The sequence below is a fragment of the Pseudomonas cichorii genome (assembly GCF_003700275.1).
In the GTDB taxonomy this organism is placed as follows: Bacteria; Pseudomonadota; Gammaproteobacteria; order Pseudomonadales; family Pseudomonadaceae; genus Aquipseudomonas; species Aquipseudomonas cichorii_B.
This window is the reverse complement of sequence record NZ_RBRE01000051.1, coordinates 77252-96173: the sequence shown is the minus strand read 5'-3', so window position 1 is coordinate 96173 and position 18922 is coordinate 77252. Positions and strand designations below refer to the sequence as shown.

16 protein-coding genes and 1 riboswitch are annotated in these 18922 nt (G+C 58.9%); of the genes, 6 read left to right on the top strand and 10 right to left on the bottom strand.

Annotation, left to right across the window (positions count from 1 at the left end):
• Positions 1-55: 55 nt before the first annotated feature.
• Positions 56-949, top strand: a complete 894-nt coding sequence (locus tag ALQ04_RS14195; RefSeq protein ID WP_122316384.1) for an acyltransferase — start codon at positions 56-58, stop codon at positions 947-949.
• A gap of 61 nt (positions 950-1010) precedes the next feature.
• Here the strand turns inward: ALQ04_RS14195 and ALQ04_RS14190 are convergent, their stop codons facing one another.
• On the bottom strand, positions 1011-1715 hold the full coding sequence (locus ALQ04_RS14190) for an OmpA family protein (protein ID WP_122316383.1): 705 nt from the start codon (positions 1713-1715) through the stop codon (positions 1011-1013).
• Positions 1716-2278: 563 nt separating this feature from the next.
• Between ALQ04_RS14190 and ALQ04_RS14185 the strand changes: the two genes are divergently transcribed.
• Positions 2279-3463: an HD-GYP domain-containing protein gene (locus ALQ04_RS14185; RefSeq protein ID WP_122316382.1), complete on the top strand. Its 1185-nt coding sequence runs from the start codon at positions 2279-2281 to the stop codon at positions 3461-3463.
• 8 nt (positions 3464-3471) lie between these two features.
• Here ALQ04_RS14185 and ALQ04_RS14180 read toward each other — a convergent pair whose 3' ends face one another.
• From ALQ04_RS14180 to ALQ04_RS14160, 5 genes are all read right to left on the bottom strand, one after another.
• Positions 3472-6195, bottom strand: coding sequence for a LuxR C-terminal-related transcriptional regulator (locus ALQ04_RS14180; protein ID WP_122316381.1), 2724 nt, complete (start codon positions 6193-6195; stop codon positions 3472-3474).
• Between the two features lie 272 nt (positions 6196-6467).
• Positions 6468-7832 (bottom strand): DUF1329 domain-containing protein, encoded by a 1365-nt coding sequence (locus tag ALQ04_RS14175; protein WP_183142173.1) that lies wholly within the window; start codon positions 7830-7832, stop codon positions 6468-6470.
• A gap of 27 nt (positions 7833-7859) precedes the next feature.
• Complete coding sequence (locus tag ALQ04_RS14170; protein WP_122316379.1) at positions 7860-9797, bottom strand: DUF1302 domain-containing protein; 1938 nt, start codon at positions 9795-9797, stop codon at positions 7860-7862.
• 365 nt (positions 9798-10162) lie between these two features.
• Positions 10163-11845: a fatty acid--CoA ligase gene (locus ALQ04_RS14165; protein WP_122316378.1), complete on the bottom strand. Its 1683-nt coding sequence runs from the start codon at positions 11843-11845 to the stop codon at positions 10163-10165.
• A 128-nt stretch (positions 11846-11973) separates the two neighbouring features.
• A complete protein-coding gene (locus ALQ04_RS14160) occupies positions 11974-12603 on the bottom strand; it encodes a LysE family translocator (protein WP_122316377.1) in 630 nt (209 codons plus the stop codon).
• 84 nt (positions 12604-12687) lie between these two features.
• Between ALQ04_RS14160 and ALQ04_RS14155 the strand changes: the two genes are divergently transcribed.
• The 3 genes from ALQ04_RS14155 to ALQ04_RS14145 all read left to right on the top strand — a co-directional run bounded on the left by ALQ04_RS14155 (position 12688) and on the right by ALQ04_RS14145 (position 15513).
• The gene (locus ALQ04_RS14155) at positions 12688-13653 is read left to right on the top strand and encodes a 2-hydroxyacid dehydrogenase (RefSeq protein WP_122316376.1); all 966 of its coding nucleotides are present in this window, start codon (positions 12688-12690) and stop codon (positions 13651-13653) included.
• 28 nt (positions 13654-13681) lie between these two features.
• On the top strand, positions 13682-14680 hold the full coding sequence (locus ALQ04_RS14150; RefSeq protein WP_122316375.1) for a class I SAM-dependent methyltransferase: 999 nt from the start codon (positions 13682-13684) through the stop codon (positions 14678-14680).
• A gap of 40 nt (positions 14681-14720) precedes the next feature.
• A riboswitch (yybP-ykoY riboswitch) is annotated at positions 14721-14909 on the top strand.
• Between the two features lie 19 nt (positions 14910-14928).
• The gene (locus ALQ04_RS14145) at positions 14929-15513 is read left to right on the top strand and encodes a TMEM165/GDT1 family protein (protein ID WP_122316374.1); all 585 of its coding nucleotides are present in this window, start codon (positions 14929-14931) and stop codon (positions 15511-15513) included.
• Positions 15514-15569: 56 nt separating this feature from the next.
• On the opposite strand, the gene ALQ04_RS14140 is transcribed toward ALQ04_RS14145, so the two are convergent.
• From ALQ04_RS14140 to ALQ04_RS14125, 4 genes are all read right to left on the bottom strand, one after another.
• Positions 15570-16388 carry a M48 family metallopeptidase gene (locus tag ALQ04_RS14140; protein ID WP_122316373.1) on the bottom strand — a complete coding sequence of 273 codons (819 nt, stop codon included), beginning with the start codon at positions 16386-16388 and terminating at the stop codon, positions 15570-15572.
• Positions 16389-16525: 137 nt separating this feature from the next.
• Complete coding sequence (locus tag ALQ04_RS14135; protein WP_122316372.1) at positions 16526-17152, bottom strand: SOS response-associated peptidase; 627 nt, start codon at positions 17150-17152, stop codon at positions 16526-16528.
• A gap of 29 nt (positions 17153-17181) precedes the next feature.
• The gene (locus tag ALQ04_RS14130) at positions 17182-17442 is read right to left on the bottom strand and encodes a putative signal transducing protein (RefSeq protein WP_122316371.1); all 261 of its coding nucleotides are present in this window, start codon (positions 17440-17442) and stop codon (positions 17182-17184) included.
• Positions 17442-17624: a CPXCG motif-containing cysteine-rich protein gene (locus ALQ04_RS14125; RefSeq protein ID WP_122316370.1), complete on the bottom strand. Its 183-nt coding sequence runs from the start codon at positions 17622-17624 to the stop codon at positions 17442-17444. The genes ALQ04_RS14130 and ALQ04_RS14125 overlap by 1 nt, the downstream gene beginning before the upstream one ends.
• A gap of 102 nt (positions 17625-17726) precedes the next feature.
• On the opposite strand from ALQ04_RS14125, the gene ALQ04_RS14120 reads away from it, so the two are divergent.
• A complete protein-coding gene (locus tag ALQ04_RS14120) occupies positions 17727-18893 on the top strand; it encodes a 1-acyl-sn-glycerol-3-phosphate acyltransferase (protein WP_122316369.1) in 1167 nt (388 codons plus the stop codon).
• Positions 18894-18922: the final 29 nt, after the last annotated feature.

The window sequence follows — 18922 nt, the reverse complement described above, 5'->3', positions numbered from 1 at the left end:
GCAGAGCCCGGCCTGCACGACGGCATCCAACCCTAATCTGGAGTCACTATCCGTCATGGATTCCTTGCCTGCACCATTGCGAGGCGTCATTGCCTCACTGTTATTGGCGCTCAACACCCTTGCCTGCTGTGCCGTGCTGTTTCCGGTCACCGTGCTCAAGATCTGCCTGCCGTTCAAGGCCGCCCAGCGCTTCACTGACTGGGTGATGATTCACATCCAGGAAACCTGGATCAGTTGCAACAATTTCTGGATCCGCCTGCTCGGCCACACTCGCTGGCAGTTGAGCGGCCTTGAAGGGCTGGACTATGAGCACTCGTACCTGATCACCAGCAACCACCAGAGCTGGGTCGACATCATGGTCCTGCAGTACGTGCTCAACCGGCGCATTCGCCCGCTGAAGTTTTTCCTCAAGCAGGAACTGATCTGGGTGCCATTGATCGGTCTGGCCTGGTGGGCGCTGGGCTTTCCGTTCATGAAGCGTTATTCCAAGGCTTACCTGGCCAGGCATCCGGAAAAGAAAGGCAAGGACCTGGAAACCACCCGCCGTACATGCGCAAAGTTTCGCCACAATCCGGTGGGCATTTTCAACTTTGCCGAAGGCACGCGCTTCACCAAGGCCAAGCATGTCGAACAGAACTCACCGTTTCGCAACCTGCTCAAGCCCAAGGCCGGCGGGCTTGCCTTCGTACTCGATGCGATGGGCGAACAGCTGGAATCGATCATCAACGTCACCATCCACTACCCTGGCGGACAGCCTGGCTATTGGGACCTGCTCTGCGGCAACGTGAAGGATGTGGTGGCGCACTTTGAAGAGATAAAGATCCCGCCGCAGTTCATCGGCAGGAATTACGACCAGGATCCGGCCTACCGTCTGGAGTTCCAGCAGTGGATCAACGGGTTGTGGGAAGAGAAGGATCGTTTGCTGGATCGGCTCAAGGCAGAGAGTTGAGCGTTGTTCACGGATCAATCCGCTCCTGCAGTCTGCAGGAGCGGATTCATCCGCGAGTCACTTACTGCTGATACTGCTCGTACTGCTGCCCTGGAATAGGCTTGAGATTGACCTCGACACGACGGTTCTGCGCACGGCCGTTGACGTCGGCGTTGCTGGCAATCGGCTGGTCGGGGCCTGCGCCGCGCACTGACAGGCGAGCCGCGTCCACGCCCTGGGACGTCAGGTAAGTGCTGACGCTCTGGGCACGCTGCTGGGACAGGTCCATGTTGTGCTGGCGACTGCCGGTGCTGTCGGTGTAACCGACGATCTCGATGTTGTTCTGGTTGAACTGCTTGAGCGAGTTGGCCAGATTGTTGAGCGGCGAGTAGAAGCTGCTGGCGATCGACGAAGAGTCGGTGGCGAAGGTGATGTTGCCCGGCATGATCAGTTTGATCTGGTCACCCTGACGCTGCACTTCGACGCCGGTATTGGCCATGCTCGCGCGCAGGGCCGCCTCCTGCTTGTCGGCGTAGTAGCCATAGCCTGCCGATGCCGCGCCCACCACGGCGGCGCCGATCAATGCGCCCTTGCCACGGTTGTTATGATCGATTGCCGCGCCTGCCAGGGCACCGGCCAGTGCTCCAAGGCCACCGTATTTGGCGGTCTTGTTCATGCCACCCGAGTTTTGTGCCTGACCCTGATTGTCATAGGGATTGGGCGATGCACAGCCCGACAGCATGCCCACAGCAATAGCCGCAATAATCAAATGGCGCGAGCTAGACATTGATGACACTCCTGATTTGACGAACGCTAATAGGCGGATTAGAGCATGACATCTGTCAAAAATTCCTTAACGCCGCCTGAACCGTTGCCGTCGACCCGTTCCACCCGGATCCTGCCGGCAAGGCTACAAATGTAGCAGAGCCCCTGGTAGCGTTCGCCAGGCCACAACGTTATTCTGTAACAGCAAGATTATATAAAACCCGATACAAACATGTATAAAGCGCAACACTTCCATACTTGATCAATACGAAAACCTTCCATTTAAAACATTTTTTAAAGATAGGTTTTTGACGTCAGAAAACAGAATTTTCCAATCCGTTGATTCCATTGAAAATCGATAAAAACCAACTTATTGACGCCATATAAATACGCATGATTTTTTCATGCAACGCACCGTATACTGGCATTACGAGATCAGGAAGATCCTTAATCCAGCAGAGGTGAGGTCATGCCGATCATCGATTATAAAGCCATGTTTACAAATAACATTACAACTTCATTTACTTGCCCCTTGTTTGTTGCAGATCTCTTTCACGTCGCCAAACGGTTTATCGGTGACTGAACATGCTGAGAAAAATTCCTGTTTCAGAACTTGTACTGGGCATGCACATCCACAAGTTCTGTCGTCCCTGGGACAATGATCCGTTCTGGATAAGCCAGGTCGAAGTCGTGCTCCGGGATATCGACGCGCTTAAACGAATCCAGGAGTCGGACACCGAGGAAGTCTGGATCGACACTCGCAGTGGCAAGGCGCCGCTGGAGCATGGCGCCGCGAAAACAGATGAAGGCGACGACACCACTCCAGTCAGCATGGAGAAGGAAATCCAGCGTGCCCGGCTTATCTGCGGCAGGGCCAAGAATGCCGTCATGACCATGTTCAGCGAGGCCAAGATGGGCCGGGCCATGAACGTCGATGATGTCGAGCTGCTGGTGGAGGAAATATCCAATTCGGTATTGCGCCACCCCCATGCGCTCATCAGTCTGTCGCGCCTGAAAACCTCGGATGAATACACTTACATGCACTCCGTGGCGGTATGCGCCTTGATGGTCGCATTGGCGCGGCGCATGGGCATGCCGGACGAACAGGTACGCGAGGCAGGTGTCGCCGGGCTGATGCACGATGTCGGGAAAATGATGATTGACCCGCAGATCCTCAACAAGCCCGGCAGGCTGACTGCGGACGAGTTCACCGCCATGAAACATCACCCCGAAGCCGGGTTGAAAATTCTCGAAGAAAGCCTGCAGGTCAACGCAATCGTGCTGGACGTCTGCCTGCACCATCACGAAAAGTTCGATGGCTCAGGTTACCCGCATGGCCTGAAGGGTAATGAAATCAGCATCTTTGCCAGAATGGGCGCGGTCTGCGATGTGTACGACGCCGTTACCTCTGACCGGCCTTACAAGAAAGGCTGGGGCGCGGCACATTCGATCCGTGAAATGGCCTCATGGAAAGGCCACTTCGATGAGCTGGTCTTCCAGAACTTCGTCAAGACCGTGGGCATTTACCCGGTGGGCGCGCTGGTACGCCTGGAAAGCGGACGCCTGGGCATCGTGGTCGAGCAGAATGAGCAATTGCTGCAGCCAAAGGTGAAAGTGTTCATGTCGGCACGTACCCGCAAGACCTTCGCCCCACAAACCATCGATCTGGCAAGCCAGGATGACCGCGATGCTATCGTCAGGATCGAGCAGGCCGAAGACTGGGACTTGAGCGAGATCGATCAGTTATGGGCGGGCTGCAAGGCGGGGTAAGTCTGCCCTCAACCCAACAAGCCCAATACCTTCGCCCGCGCCACGGCCTGAGTGCGGCGCTCGACGCCAAGCTTGCTGTTGATGTGGCTGGCGTGGGTCTTGACGGTGTGCAGGGAGATGAACAACTGTTCGCTGATCTCCTGGTTCGAGCAACCCTGGGCAATCAATTGCAGCACGCCCAGCTCGCGCACGCTCAGGCTGTCGCTGCAATGTTGCGTGACTGGCGCAAGGCAGGAAGGCAGCTTATCCAGCAAGGCATCACGCACCGGGCAGGCCGATCTTGGTAGCAGTTGCTCGCGCAGCCACAATGGATGGCCGTCGATCAGGCCCTGGAAAGGCAACAGTGCACCACCCTGCGCGACACTCAGGCTGCGCTCCAGCAGCTCGGCTGCTTCACTTTGCCGGGCGTTGTCCAGCAGCAGGCGAATGCGCTGGTTGAGGGCGATCAACCCCAACAATTGCGCACCGACGCTCTGTGCATGCAGCTCCAGTTCCAGCAAACGTTGCGCAGAGGCGCAGGTATCACCGCGAATCAGCTCCAGGGCTGCGCGCTGCAACTCGACCTGTTGCGGCAATTGTGGATGGCATTCCGGAGCGGCCGTCGCCAGTCCGCCGCTGTATGTCTGGGTCAGGCGCAGCAACCAGGCTTCGGCCAGGTCGATACGTCCCTGCACCAGCCACAGTTCGCATTTGACCAGCGTGATCATCGCCAGGTAGAACATCGGCGGCACATCCCAGATGTGCATCAGGCGCTCGGCCTCGCCCAGCTCGGCGAAGGCTTCGGCAAAGCGCCCTTCCCGGCCCTCAAGCCCGGCAATCACACAATGGCCGATCAACACGCTGATATCCCGACAGGCCCGCGCCTCGACCAGACCGGCGAGCAGTTGCGCCCGTCCGGCCTCGGCCTGCATGCGCAGCGTCAGCAGGTAACCCTCATAAATCGTCAGGCGCGCGCGTACGGTATACAGGCGCAATGTGGATAACCCTTTGAGACGCTGCAGGCCCTGACGAACTTCGTCCAGCGCACGCAGAATTTCCCCGCGCGCCTGCAGAACCCTGGCGCGATCGTAATGTGCCAATGCCTCGAACAACGGATTGGCCACCCGCTGCGCCAGTTCAAGGGCATCGCGATTCAATGCCCTGGCGCGCAACAGATCGCCGTTGGCGATTCCCAGATTGGCCAGGGTCGACAGGCACATCAGGCGCTGGCCGTAGCGTTTTTCCGGCAGGCTGAGCAGCGCTTCGCTGCAGTAGCGCTGGGTCTTTTCACTGTCACCGCGGCCACGGGCAATGACGCCACTGAGCGCCAGCCACTGGGCGAGCATCGACTTCTGCGCAGTGGCCGAAGGGGCCGGCAGAAACCGGCTGAGGTTTTCCGCCAGTTCCTCGGCAGCATCCAGTTGGCAGGCCAGCCCCAATGCCCAGGCATAGAGCACGATCAAGCGCGGTGTACTGGTCAGCAGGCTGTCAGGCAGGTCCATGCGCCAGCGCAGCAGCATGCCGACATTCTGTTCGGCCAGAAGCTGCTCTTCGGAAAGGTTCTGCACCAGATTGGCAGCGACATCCAGATGCCCGGCGCGCAAGGCCTGTTCGATGGCTTCATCCAGCAGGCCCTGGGCCGTGAACCAGCGGCAGGCATTGAGGTGCAGGCGGGTCTGTTGCGGACCATTGCCTTGTCGCGCACGCAACAGATCGGAGAACAGGTGGTGATAGCGAAACCAGCGGCCCTGCTCATCCAGCGGGACCAGAAACACTTGATGCGCCTGCAGATAACGCAGCATTTGCGCGCTGTCATGGGCGTCCCGGGACGCATCGCACAACTCACCGCAAAAGCGCTCAAGGCAGGCGGTTTCATAAAGAAAAGCCTGCACATCGGACGGAAGGCAGTCGATGACTTCTTCGAGCAGGTACTCGCTGATCAGTACCTCACCATCGCGCAGAGCTTGCGACAGGGCATGGTCATCGCCCGCTTCCGAGGCCGCCAGCAGCCAGAAGCGCAAACCGGCAACCCAGCCTTCGCTGCGCCGGATCAGGTTCTGCCGTGCATCGCTGCCCAGTGAGCAGCAATGCTGATCGAGCACCGCCAGGGATTCGGCGTCGGTCAGCCGCAGGTCACTTTCATTGAGTTCAAGCAATTGCCGGGACAGGCGCAGACGCGCCAGATGCCAGTTCGGACGCTGGCGACTGGTGACCATGACCACCAGCCCGGTCGGCAAGTGCTTGAGGAAAAACTGTACGCAACGGTCAAGCACCGAACCCTGCACCAGATGGTAATCATCCAGTACAAGCAACAAGGGTTTGCTCAACATCAGGTGCATGGCCAGCTCATCCAGTAAGCCGTCGAGCCATTCCTCGAAAGCAAAGGGCTGATTGCGCTGGCGCATCTTCAGCAGGCCCATGGCCTGCGCGCCCAACTGCGGAAAGAACTGCTGCAAGCCGGCCAGCAGCCGCTCAAGGAAACGCCCCGGATCGCTTTCGCGAGGGCTCAGGCCCAGCCACAGACTCTGCCATTGCGCAGGCAGGTTCTCGCAAAACTCCACGGCCAGAGAGCTTTTGCCAAACCCGGCAGGTGCGCAGATCAGCAACAGCCGCCCGGACAAACCTTCGGCCAGCCGCTCGCACAAGCGAGGACGCGACAGGTAGCCCTCGGGCAAGGGCGGACGAAAGAATCGCCCTTCCAAAGCGGAAGTAGCGCTGCCTGCGATTCCTTGCATACGGGACAGATCAGTCATGGCCGGCTCTTCAGGCGTGTTTTTTCGGCTTAGCAGCTACCGGAGACTAGCGGGTAACCCCGACCTTTTGAAGGCAAGTTCCGAAAAGTCCGTAACAAAATTCCTACAATTTGTGAGACGAATACCCAGGCATAAAAAAGCCCCACTCAAGGGGCTTTGGTTGTAAGTCGTTGAAACCTTGTGGCAGTAACGGATTTTATCGGCCTGTTTACGTGCAGAAAGCGTCAAAAGAAGCCTGTCTGCACGTCATTGCAGCTCATCCGATTATGTCCTCAACGTACCCCCTCCTGACGCAATGCGTTGGGTGTGAAGTCGCTGGTACCGGCCGTGAAGCCGAAGACATACGCGCTTTTCTCTTCGTTCTTCATGCCCAGTGCCACGTAACGACCCGATTGCAGGTCATACAGGGTTTCAATGGCGTACCACGGCACTTGCTTGTCGTAGTAGTTCTCGGAGTGAGCCTCGGCGACGCGCCACAACTGGCCGCGACCGTCGTAGTGGTCAATGACGGCTGCCTGCCAGGTGTCCTCGTCGATGAAGAAGTCACGCTTGGCATAGATGTGGCGCTGGCCTTCCTTGAGGGTGGCCGTCACATGCCAGACGCGGCGCAGTTCATAACGGGTAAGGTCCTGGTTGATGTGACCGGCCTTGACGATGTCGGCGTACTTGAGCGTGGTGTCGTCGAGCTTGTGGCTGTTGGCCGCAATGTACATTTCCTGCTTGCCGATCAGTTTCCAGTCGTAGCGATCCGGCGCGCCGTTGTACATATCCAGGTTATCGGAAGTGCGCAGACCGTCCGAGGCAGTGCCCGGCCCGTCATAGGACACTTGCGGTGCACGACGCACGCGACGCTGACCGGCGTTGTAGAGCCAGGCCGAACGCGGTTCCTTCACCTGGTCGAGGGTTTCGTGCACCAGCAGCACACCACCGGCCAGACGTGCCGGCGCGGTCACTTCCTGCTTGAAGTAGAACAGGATGTTGCCCGGGTTCTTCGGATCGAAATCCTTCATCTTGTCGCGGAACACGAACTGGTCAGAGAAATACACCAGGCTGTAGGAGCCATTGGGTTGCGGTGTGGCCTGAGTCACAAAGCGCTTCACGCTGCCGCCGCGATAGCGGGTAATGTGGTTCCAGATCACCTCGACACCAGTGGAGGGAATCGGGAATGGAATGGCCGTTTCAAAGTTTTCCAGGCCATTGCCGCCGCCCACCAGCTTGGTGTTGGTGGCATTTCTCTTGATCGCGGCAAACACGTCGTCAGGCACGGTAGCGCCACGGTGGGACGGATAGACCGGAATCCTGTAGCTCTCCGGGTAACGCTTGAACATCGCGTATTGACCCGGCGCCAGCTTGTCCTTGTACTGCTCGACGTTTTGCGCGGTGATGGTGAACAGCGGTTTTTCACTGGCGTAAGGGTTGGCCAGGAAGCCTTTGCTGTCGACAGCTCCGGCATTCTTGGGCATCGGGCTCCAGGCCGGAATGGTGTTATTGGCGTTACCTGCTTTCTCCGCGCCCATCGGCGTGAGACTGGTACCCAGTTTCGCGGCCTCGGATTCAGACACCGCAGCCGTGACACCGGTCGCCAGCAACGACAATCCCAGCGCTCCGGCTTGCAACAGACCCTTTGTTATTTTCATTTTCATAGTCATCCCGAAACCTTGTTCTTAGAAGTTCATGCCAAAGCTGAGTGCCACGAAATCCCGGTCGTCGACCGTGGTGTACTTCCCATCGAAGAAGTTGGTGTAGGAAAGACTGGCGGTATAGGTGTTCTGGTATTCGGCATCCATCCCCAGGCTGACGGCCTTGCGACCTTCCTCGAAGTTGGCACCAGGACCCGGCGAGTAACCTTTGACGTCATGCGACCAGGCCACGCTTGGCTTGAGGTTCACACCGGCGAAGACGTTGTTGTAGTCCCAGATCGCACGGGTGCGATAGCCCCAGGAGTTGGCGGTGGTGAAACCGTCGTTTTCGCAATAGCGGGTAAGGTTGTTCTGCTCGGCGGTGCCCAAGGTAAGCGCGTTCAGGGCCCCGCACTGACCGCCTGGCAATGGCCCCGGACCGTAGACCGGGTCACGGCCGTAACGGATTTTCGAGGTGCTTTCCAGACCGCCGACGTGGGTCCAGCCCACTTCACCCACCAAGGTCAAACGCTCGGCGCCCATCACCTGATCGAAGAACTGCACGAAGGAGGTTTGCAGTTGGGTGATTTCCTTGCGGCGATAGCCGGGCTGATCGGTATTGGGTCGGCCACTGAGCAGCGACACGTTGGGGTTCAACGGGGAAATACCCGAATAGAGAATATCGGTGGTGTTGATCTGCACCGGAGCATTCGGGCGGTAGCTGATTTCACCGCTCCACGCCGTGCCTGTCGGCAGCGTGGTGGAGAAGCTCAGCCCGTACAGGCGAATGTCTTCAGGGTATTCGACGTAGTAGCTGGAGTTGCCCGCCACAACCGATGAAAGCAAGAGCGGTGCCAGACCAGCCGCCGTCGAAAGCGGAACTCCGTTGCTAGTGAGAGAGCCTACAAATCCCTGAGGACTGAACGAAGCCGCTGACCCGCCGCGACCGCTGAAGATCGGCAGACGACTGTGGTAGTTCATCATGTAGGCGCCGAATTCGGTGTCCAGCGGCTCGAAGTTGTAATGCACGGCAAAACCGAACTGGCCACCGTCACGCGCATCCCGATCCGGGCCGCGACGCACGATTGCGCCTTCATCGGGCGAACCGAAGTTGACGCCTTGCTGTGCCAAGGAATTGAAGAGCCCATTCCGCTGACTCGCCGACAGATTGGCAACCCCCGGTAAAGCGTTGATCCCACTACGACTGCGCAACACGGCCAGATTGCTGTCACAACCGTCGGCAATAACATCCGGCTGCGAAAAGAAGGTGCCGCAGTTGTCGACGACCGTCTGGTCCCACTCAAGCTGGTAGAAGCCCTGCGCAGACAGGTTGTCGGTCAGGCTTTGCGACAGGTAGAACATGTTGACCGGGATCAGGCCTTCCTTGATTTCGGCGCCAGGGCGACGGAACGCCGAGACATCGACCGGGTTGACGCTGTTGATACCGCCCTGGATAAAGGTACTTTCACCCCAGCTGATCACCTGTTTGCCAAGACGCACGGTGCCGGGCTGATCGCCAATCGCGTAATTGTGGTAGACGAATGCATCGAGCAATTGCCCGCCGGAAGACTTGGCGCCTTCCTTGCGGTTGGAGTCGCTGATGTCCTTGAACTCGCGACCTTCGTCCTTGAGTTCAAAGTCATACCAGTACTTGCCACGCACGAATACGCCGGTATCACCGTATTTCAGTTCAAGGTCGTGAATACCCTTGAAGATCTTCGAGAATGTCTCGCCCTTCTTGAAGTTCAGGTGACCATCATCGGATGTCTGCGAAAGACCGCGACCGCCGTTGTTGGAACCAATCAGGTTCTTGTTGGCGTTGGCGGTAGACCAACTGGCCCCCACCGAGAGCGAGGAATCGAAGCTGCCTTCGACTTCTCCGACGTTGAAGGTAACGCCAAATGCGGGACTGGCGAGCGAGGAAGCAAGACTGACTGCCAGAGGAAGTTTCGCCCGGCGCCAGAATGGGATTGCAGTTGTCATCGATGCGACTCCATGTGCTTTTATTTTTATGGCAGTGGGAACTTCCAGGAACGACTCAGCCATTGATTGACTGTCAACACTCATCGACCCCCCTGAGGGTCGCCACACAAAATGCATCTTTACGCTCTTGCCAAGTCCCCTGCGCTGACTATAGCCAGCGGCCCCTTTTGCTTGATCCCTCTAAAGTGTGATTTGCATGCATCAACGCCTCTGGAATGCCTGTTACACCAAGGTTGAACAACAGGACGGAGGCAGAATGGCTTAATTCTATAATTTGGCAAGAACCGGATTTATTGCCGACCTAGACACGTGCCGTGCTCGATGAGCACGGCTGCGGTCAGACAGAAAGGATTTACCCGGTGTATTCAGAGCGTCGACAGGAAAGCACTGTTACTGCTTTGCCATTCAACGATATCCAGACGCATGCGTTTTTTGTCGAGCTTGCCGACGCTGGTCTTGGGAATTTCAGTAACAACCGCGATCTGGCTGGGAATCGCCCATTTGTTGATATGCCCCTGCTCGACAAAAGGACTGAGGTGTTCCTTCAGATTACGCGCATCGATGCTCTGCCCTTCGTGAACCACCAGCAATGCGAAAGGCCGCTCGCCCCACTGCGGATCGGCAACGCCCACCACGGCAACTTCACGCACCGCAGCATGGCGGCTGCACAGGTCTTCAAGCTCCAGCGAGGAAACCCACTCGCCGCCGGTCTTGATCACATCCTTGATCCGGTCGCGGATATCGATGAAGCCCATATCGTCCAGAGTCGCCACATCGCCGGTATGCAGCCAGCCACCGGCCCACAGCTCGGCGCCTTTTTGCGGCTCGCGGAAATAACTCTCGGTCAGCCAGGGTGCGCGCAGCACCAGTTCGCCCTGGGTTTCGCCATCGGCAGGCAGGAAGTTACCGTTCTCGTCGACGATCGCGGCCTCGACCAGCATGCCTGGCACACCGGCCTTGATCCGGTAGGTGATGCGATCGTCCTCGGAGCCGGCCAGCAACTCTTCGTTCATGTGCGCAACGGAAATCAGCGGCCCGGTTTCGGACATGCCGTATGCCGCCGTAAGTGCAATCCCCTTGGCCTTGGCGGCCAGATAGAGGCTGCGGTTGAGCGAGCTGCCGCCAATGATGATTTTCCAGCCGCCGAAATCCGTGTCCCTGGCAGCCTTGGAATGCAACAGCATCTGCATGATGGTCGGTACGCAGTGGGAGAAGGTCACCTTTTCCTTGCGCCACAGCTCCACCAGGAATTCGGGGTCGTAACGGCCTGGATAAACCTGCTTCAGGCCGAGCATGGTTGCCGCATATGGCATGCCCCAGGCGTGTACATGAAACATTGGGGTGATCGGCATGTACACATCGCTGGCGCCCAGCAGGCGGTCGTTTTCGACACTGCCCATGATCGTGGCCACGCCCATGGTGTGCAGAACCAGTTGCCGGTGGGTGAAATACACGCCCTTGGGGTTGCCCGTGGTGCCGGTGGTGTAGAAAGTGGTGGCGACCGAATTCTCGTCGAAGTCCTCGAACTCGTAATGAGGACTCGCCGCAGCCAGCAGCTCTTCGTATTCGCCGACCAGATCCGGCAACTCGGCGGTCTTTTCCGGCAGGTCGGTGAGCAGCAGGGTCTTGTCGACGGTGGTCAAGTGCCCGGCAATCCCCTGATACAGGCCGACGAACTCACTGTTGACCAGCACCAGCCGGTCTTCGGCATGATTCATGGTGTAGACAATCTGCTCGGGCGAGAGCCGCACGTTGATGGTGTGCACCACGGCACCGATCATGGGGATCGCGAACATGCACTCCAGATACCGGTGGCTGTCCCAGTCCATGACAGCGACGGTATCGCCCGCCTTCACGCCTGCGGCCGTCAGTACATTGGCCAGGCGGCAGATCCGTTCGCTGAGGGTTGGGTAGGTGTAGCGGACTGTATCCCGGTATACGATTTCGCGTGTCTTTTCGTAGCGGCTGCCGGACATCAGCAGCCGTTTTATCAACAGAGGGTACTGGTAAGCGCCATCGGCTGGCGGAAGAACGCGAGTCTGTAACATATGAGTCCCTTTTCAAAGTCCACAGGCGAAGCTTGAAATATGGACTCTAGAGCTCTAGTCCGCCAGCCAAATCAGCCAAAGGGACGATTTGCGGACAGGCGAGCGTAAAGGCACCCTGTCACTTCGACTCAACGGACCTCGGTCAGCGCCAGTTTCAGGCCCAGCGCCACCAACACACCGCCCATGACCCGGTCGAACCAGTGCCCCATGCGGGCAAAACCGGCGCGCACCCGAGCCTGGCTGAACAGACACGCCACCAGACAGAACCAGGCTGCAGTGGCGACCGCCAGATAGACGCCATAGCCACCCTGAACCAGCAACGGTGTGTGCGGGTTGATGACCACGGTGAACAGCGACAGGAAAAACAGCGTCGCCTTGGGGTTCAGGCCATTGGTGACGAACCCGCTGGCATAGGCTCCCCGGGCGGTTCTTTCCCCCACCACAGCCTTGAGCGGATCGTCGCTGGCACTGGCAGGCATCGAGCGCAGCGCCTTGATACCGATGTACAACAGGTAGGCAGCCGCCGCCCATTTGAGCGCATTGAACAGCACGATGGACTGGGAAACGATGATGCCGATACCCAGCAGCGAATAGCCCACATGCACGAAAATCGCCGAACCGACGCCCAGTGAGGCCCACAGACCCGCCTTGCGACCATGAGCCACGCTTTCACGAACCACCACCGCGAAATCCGGACCGGGGCTGGCAACAGCCAGCAAGTGAATCAAGGCGACAGTGATAAATTCTGCCCAGTACATGGGACCCCCAAAAATGTGGATGAGCTTTTTGCTGTTAGGCTCGCCACACTACGCTTTCAATTTATTACAAAAAAGGTACAGCTAATGACTAATCCGGGCAGAGCAGTTTTCCTCGACCACACTTCTCTGGATCTGGGCGACCTGGATCTGGGTACGTTGCGGGAAAACTTCAGCGAACTGGTGCTGCATGACAGCACCGCTACGGATCAGGTCACAGAGCGACTCAAGGGCGCACAGGTGGCAATCAGCAACAAGATCGCGATCAATGCCGACACGTTTGCAGCCTGTCCCGAGCTGAAACTGGTACTGGTGACTGCCACCGGCACCAACAATGTCGACCTGGTTGCCGCTCGTGAACATGGCGTGACCGTCTGCAACTGCCAGGGTTATGGCACTCCGTCGGTGGCGCAACATACCTTGCTGTTGCTGCTGGCCCTTGCGACTCGTCTGCCCGATTATCAACAGGCCGTGCAACAAGGCCTCTGGCAAAAATCCCCGCAGTTCTGCCTGCTGGATTTCCCCATCGTCGAACTCGAAGGCAAGACTCTCGGCCTGTTGGGTCATGGCGAACTGGGTGGCGCGGTGGCCAGGCTTGCCGAAGCCTTCGGCATGCGCGTCCTGCTGGGGCAAATCCCTGGCCGCCCCGCTCGCCCGGATCGCCTGCCGCTTGAAGAATTGCTGCCGCAGATCGACGCCCTGACGCTGCATTGCCCGCTCAACGAGCACACCCGCAACATGATCGGCGCTCGGGAACTCAAGCTGCTCAGGCCACAGGCGCTGGTGGTCAATACCGCACGTGGCGGGCTGATCGACGAACAGGCGCTGGCCGATGCCTTGCGCAGCGGTCATCTGGGTGGCGCGGCGTCAGACGTACTGAGCGTGGAACCGCCCGTCGCTGGCAATCCACTGCTGGCCGGCGATATTCCACGCCTGATCATCACTCCGCACAGCGCCTGGGGTGCGCGTGAGGCACGGCAGCGTATCGTCAGCCAGCTCATTGAAAACGCCCAGGCATTTTTTGCAGGGGCGCCGAAGCGGGTAGTCAGCTAGAATTCGCCCCTTTTTCAGGAGCGAGAACATGGACCCGCGCAGTGAAGTGTTACTTCGCCAGGCTGAACTCTTTCAAGGTTCGTTGCTGCTGGCCGGACTGCCTGCCGACGACTTGCTGGGCAAGCTGCCGAACGCTCGCGGATGGTGCTGGCATGCAGGCGATCAGGCTGCGCTGGACGCCCGTTTCGCCGGACGCACGCATTTCGGCGTAAATGCCCCGGAGCAAGCGTTCGAGGCCGCCGTCCTGTTTCTGCCCAAGGCCCGCGACCTGACCGAATACATGCTCAACGCCCTGGCCTCACAACTGGCCGGAAAAGAGCTGTTTCTGGTCGGTGAAAAACGCGGCGGTATCGAAGCCGCCGCCAAACAGTTGAGCCCTTTGGGCAGGGCCCGCAAGCTGGACAGCGCGCGACATTGCCAACTCTGGCAAGTCACCGTGGAAAACGCCCCGCAAGCGGTCGAATTGCAAAGCCTCGCCAAGCCCTACCAGATCGATCTTGAAGACGGTCCGCTCACGGTCATCAGCCTGCCGGGCGTATTCAGCCACGGCCGTCTGGATCGCGGCTCGGCCCTGCTGCTGGAGAACCTCGACAAACTGCCCAGCGGCCATTTGCTGGACTTTGGCTGCGGCGCGGGCGTACTCGGGGCTGCGGTAAAACGTCGCTACCCGCACAATGAAGTGGTGATGCTCGATGTCGACGCCTTCGCCACTGCCAGCGCAGCCTTGACGCTGGCTGCCAATGGTCTTGAAGCCCAGGTTCTGACCGGCGACGGCATCGATGCCGCGCCGATGGGTTTGAACACGATTCTGAGCAATCCGCCGTTCCATGTCGGGGTACACACCGATTACTTGGCAACCGAGAATCTGCTGCGAAAAGCACGTCAACATCTGAAATCAGGTGGCGAACTACGCCTGGTTGCCAATAGCTTCCTGCGCTATCAACCCTTGATCGAAGAGCATGTCGGCGCCTGCGAAATCAGGGCCCAGGGAAATGGCTTCCGGATCTATAGCGCCAAGCGTTCCTGAAAATAAGAGCTTGCCGAAAGGATTTTGCGAAGGCAGAATCCGCTCCGTCCTAGGGGAGTAGTCTCCCACGAGCAACATGCTCGTCCGGCACGCATCAACATACTTGGTCCTCAGACCATGGTGCGTGCGACCCAGAATCCGCTTCAGACGGATCGGTGGTTTGACAAGACCTATGACACGAACACCTTACCCGGGGCGGGGAGGCTGTACGTGTCATAGCCGTGTCGACCCGCCCCTTAGGAATCCTGATGCTGGAATCACTGCTAATCCCCACTGCGATCGTTGCGCTTGCCGAGATTGGTGACAAGACCCAATTACTCGCGCTCATCCTTGCCGCACGCTTTCGCAAACCTTGGCCAATCATCGCCGGCATCATTGCCGCCACCCTGGCCAACCACGCGGCAGCGGGTGCGGTCGGTGCATGGTTCAGCAACTTCTTCTCCGATGCGGTCCTGCACTGGATTCTCGCCGCCAGCTTCACCGCCACCGCGTTGTGGGCACTGGTTCCCGACAAGATGGACGACGACGAGGCCAGCACGGCGCGTAAATTCGGCCCGTTCATGACCACCCTGATCACCTTCTTCATCGCTGAAATCGGCGACAAGACCCAGGTTGCGACGGTGATGCTCGCCGCCCAGTATTCCTACCTGTGGCTGGTCATCATCGGCACCACACTGGGCATGCTGATCGCCAACGTTCCGGTCGTACTGGCCGGCAACTTCGCCGCAGAGAAACTGCCGCTGACCCTGATCCGTCGGCTGGCAGCCAGCGCCTTCTTCATCCTGGCCCTGGTCGCGGTCTACAAGGCCATGCAAGTCAGCGGCTGGATCTGAGCGATATGAAAAGAGCGCTGCAGCGAAGACCACAGCGCTCTGTCGGCATCAGCCGGTCAGGATTTACTGGCCTGCTGATACAACGGCATGACCTTGGGGATCGCCGCTTGCAGGGCGGCAATACGGTTTGCCGAAGCCGGGTGAGTACTCATGAACTCCGGCTGCGAACCACCGGCGTTCTGGGTCATCTTCTGCCACAGGGTCACTGCGGCATTGGGGTTGTAACCCGCTCGCGCCGCCAGCTCCAGACCCAGCAAATCGGCTTCGTTTTCATTGCCGCGGCTGTTGGGCAGCGTGAGGCTGTAATTGACCACCGTATCGGCCAGCGCCATGCTGTCCTGGCCCAGGCCAAGGAAAGCCCCGGCGCCTTGCTTGGCAAGGGCCACACCATAGGCCTTGGACATCGCTTCACGCCCATGCTCGCGCAGGGCATGGGCGATTTCATGCCCCATTACCGCTGCGATTTCATCGTCAGTGAGCTTCAACTTTTCGATCAGGCCGGTGTAGAAAATGATCTTGCCGCCCGGCCCGCAGTTGGCATTGAGTTCGTCGCTCTTGATCAGATTCACTTCCCACTGCCACTGGGCCGCATCCGGGCGCAGCTTCGGTGCCTGCGCGATCAGGCGATCGGCAATCGCATGCACCCTCTTGGCATTGTTGCTGGTGGTATCCAGCACGCCTTTGCCACTCGCCTCGCCTACCGTCTCCTGGTAGGACTGGGCATACATTTTGTTGACCTCTTCTGTCGAAAGCATGCTGAACATGTACTGCTTGCGCTCGACACCCACCGAATCACCGGTGGTGGTATTTACAGCCTGACAGCCACCAAGCACTAAACCGGCCCCCAGAACACACAGGGCAAATGACTGACGCATGATGTTTCTCCTTATTGAGCAGGCGGTCATCCTAGGCGGACAATAGATTCAGCGCCAGATACCAGCAAACAGCCATGTTTGTCTGCTTTGTAACGGCTTGGTTCCGGCGGGCAGGTTTTTCGCCAATGAATTGGCTCCTACAGGGGTGTCAGGCACTCCGGCGCATTGAGCTTGGGATCATTCACCAGGTTGGCCAGCGGCCTTTCACGCAGCGGCATCTGTACCGAGGCCAGCAAAGCCTGCAAGGTATGCAACGGCGTATCGGCGGCCAGCCAGTCTTTCTGGCCCTGGGCATCGAGGATCAGCGGACGGCGCTGGCTGGCGGCAGCCTGGGTGACTACCGCGACACTCAGGTAGGTATGGCCCTGCACCGGATAGGCTTCCCAGACTGCGGCAAAGAACAGCGCCGAGCCCTCGCCCGGCGTCAGCCAGAACGGTCGCTTGCGAGCTGTACCACGCCACTCGTAGAAACCGTTGGCGGGCAGCAGGCAGCGGCGCAGGCGAAAGGCTTCGCGAAACATTGGCTGTTCGGCCAGGGTTTCGGCACGCGCATGGGCTGGCGTACGGGAAAGATCGGTCAGCCACGCCGGCGTCAGCCCCCAGCGCGCACGTGCCAGCTCAAGATCGCCGTCATCCCCCGCCGCCCGCATGATCAATACGGTATCGGCCGGAGAAATATTCCACTGCGCCTGCTGGTCTGCCGGAAAACCGGGCAAGGCCGCAAAGGCAGGGGTCCAGCGAAACAGGGCATAACGTCCACACATGAGGGTAAGGCAGCTCTATTCAGAGGTGTTCAACACACCAGTACATCGGGAATACTGTCAGGCTCATCGCCCGACAAAGGCAAGGCGGCATTGTACGCAGTGATCAGCGCCCGTGCGCGCTCGACCTGATCGTCATCCACCGAAAGCCCCAGCAAGCCAAGCCCCGGCAATTCGCCCATACCGCCCAGCAAGTCGCGTCCGGCCAGATGCGCCTCGACCCCTTCGCTGGCAAGCATGCCTTGCAGCAACTCGCCTTCCATCAGGTTTTCAGGTTCGTAGATTCTCTGCATCACTCGTTCTCACTGCGAACGTCCAGACTCCAGTCCTCGCCATCGGTCCTCAGGTCGAATACGATCGGCCGGCAACAGACCGGACAGTCTTCGATGTACTGCTGATCGCCGCCGGACAAGTCCAGCACAGCCTCCACGGGTTCACCGCAGTAGGGGCAATCATAACTCTGTAATTCCTGCATCGCGGCCTCCGGCATCAGTTATGCGTATAATTGCCCTATTGTTTTGAGGGTTGCCGTGGCAACCCACCTTCTTTTTACCCTATCCGTTTCCAACAAGAGAGCATGATGGGCGAATTCGATGCCATCCGACCTTACAACGATGCAGAAGTCCCCGCCGTACTGGCGCGTCTGCTGAGCGATAAAGCATTTCTCGCGATCCTGACCAAGTTCCGCTTTCCGCGCCTGGCCGGTGCGCTGGGCTGGTTCCTGCAACCCACCCTGGCCCGCAAGCTGCGCCGCGAGTTCGCCGGCATCGATTCGGTCGCCACGCTGCAGGACAAGGTCGAGTACTACGTCGACCACACCATCGAGCGGGCTACCGATGGTGTGACCTACACCGGCGTGGAATTGCTCAAGTCCGGCACGGCTTATCTGTTCCTGGCCAACCACCGCGATATCGTGATGGACCCGGCCTTCGTCAACTATGCCGTGTACCACGCCGGCTTGCCGACGCCGCGCATCGCGATTGGCGACAACCTGCTGCAGAAGCCGTTCGTCAGCGACCTGATGCGCCTGAACAAGAGTTTCATCGTGCATCGCTCGATCATCGGGCGCCGCGAGAAGATGGCGGCTTACCAGTTGCTGTCGGCCTACATCAATCATTCGATCACCAAGGACGGCCAGTCAATCTGGATCGCCCAGGCCGAAGGCCGCGCCAAGGACGGTGATGACCGTACCGAATCGGCGATCCTCAAGATGTTCCACATGAGCCGCAAGGACGAGCCTTTCGGTGAAGTGATCCGTTCGCTGAATCTCATTCCCGTGTCGATCAGTTATGAGTACGACCCTTGTGACCACGCCAAGGCCCGGGAGTTGTATATCCGCGCCACTACCGGCAGCTACACCAAGACGCCGGGCGAGGACGATGTCAGCATTGCCTTGGGAATCACCGGCTATAAAGGCCGGGTGCATGTGAACTTCGCACCACCGATCACCGAGGTGTTCGAGGACACCAAGCTGCTGGCCGCCGAGATGGACCGCCAGATCCTCGGCGGTTATCGGTTGTTCCCGGTGCATTACCTGGCATATGCGCAATGGGCCGATGCCGAGCCGACACTCGATGTACCGCTGGCTGCGGATATATTCCCGGCCGATGAACTGGCTCGCGCCAGGGATGAGTGGGAAAGCAGGCTGGCCGGTTTGCCTGCCGAACATCGCCCTTATCTGGTCCAGCAATATGCGATGCCGGTGCGCAATCAGTATCGGGTCAAGGCCGGCCTGCCGCTCTGATCCAGCCCAGGACCACAACGGCGCCCGCA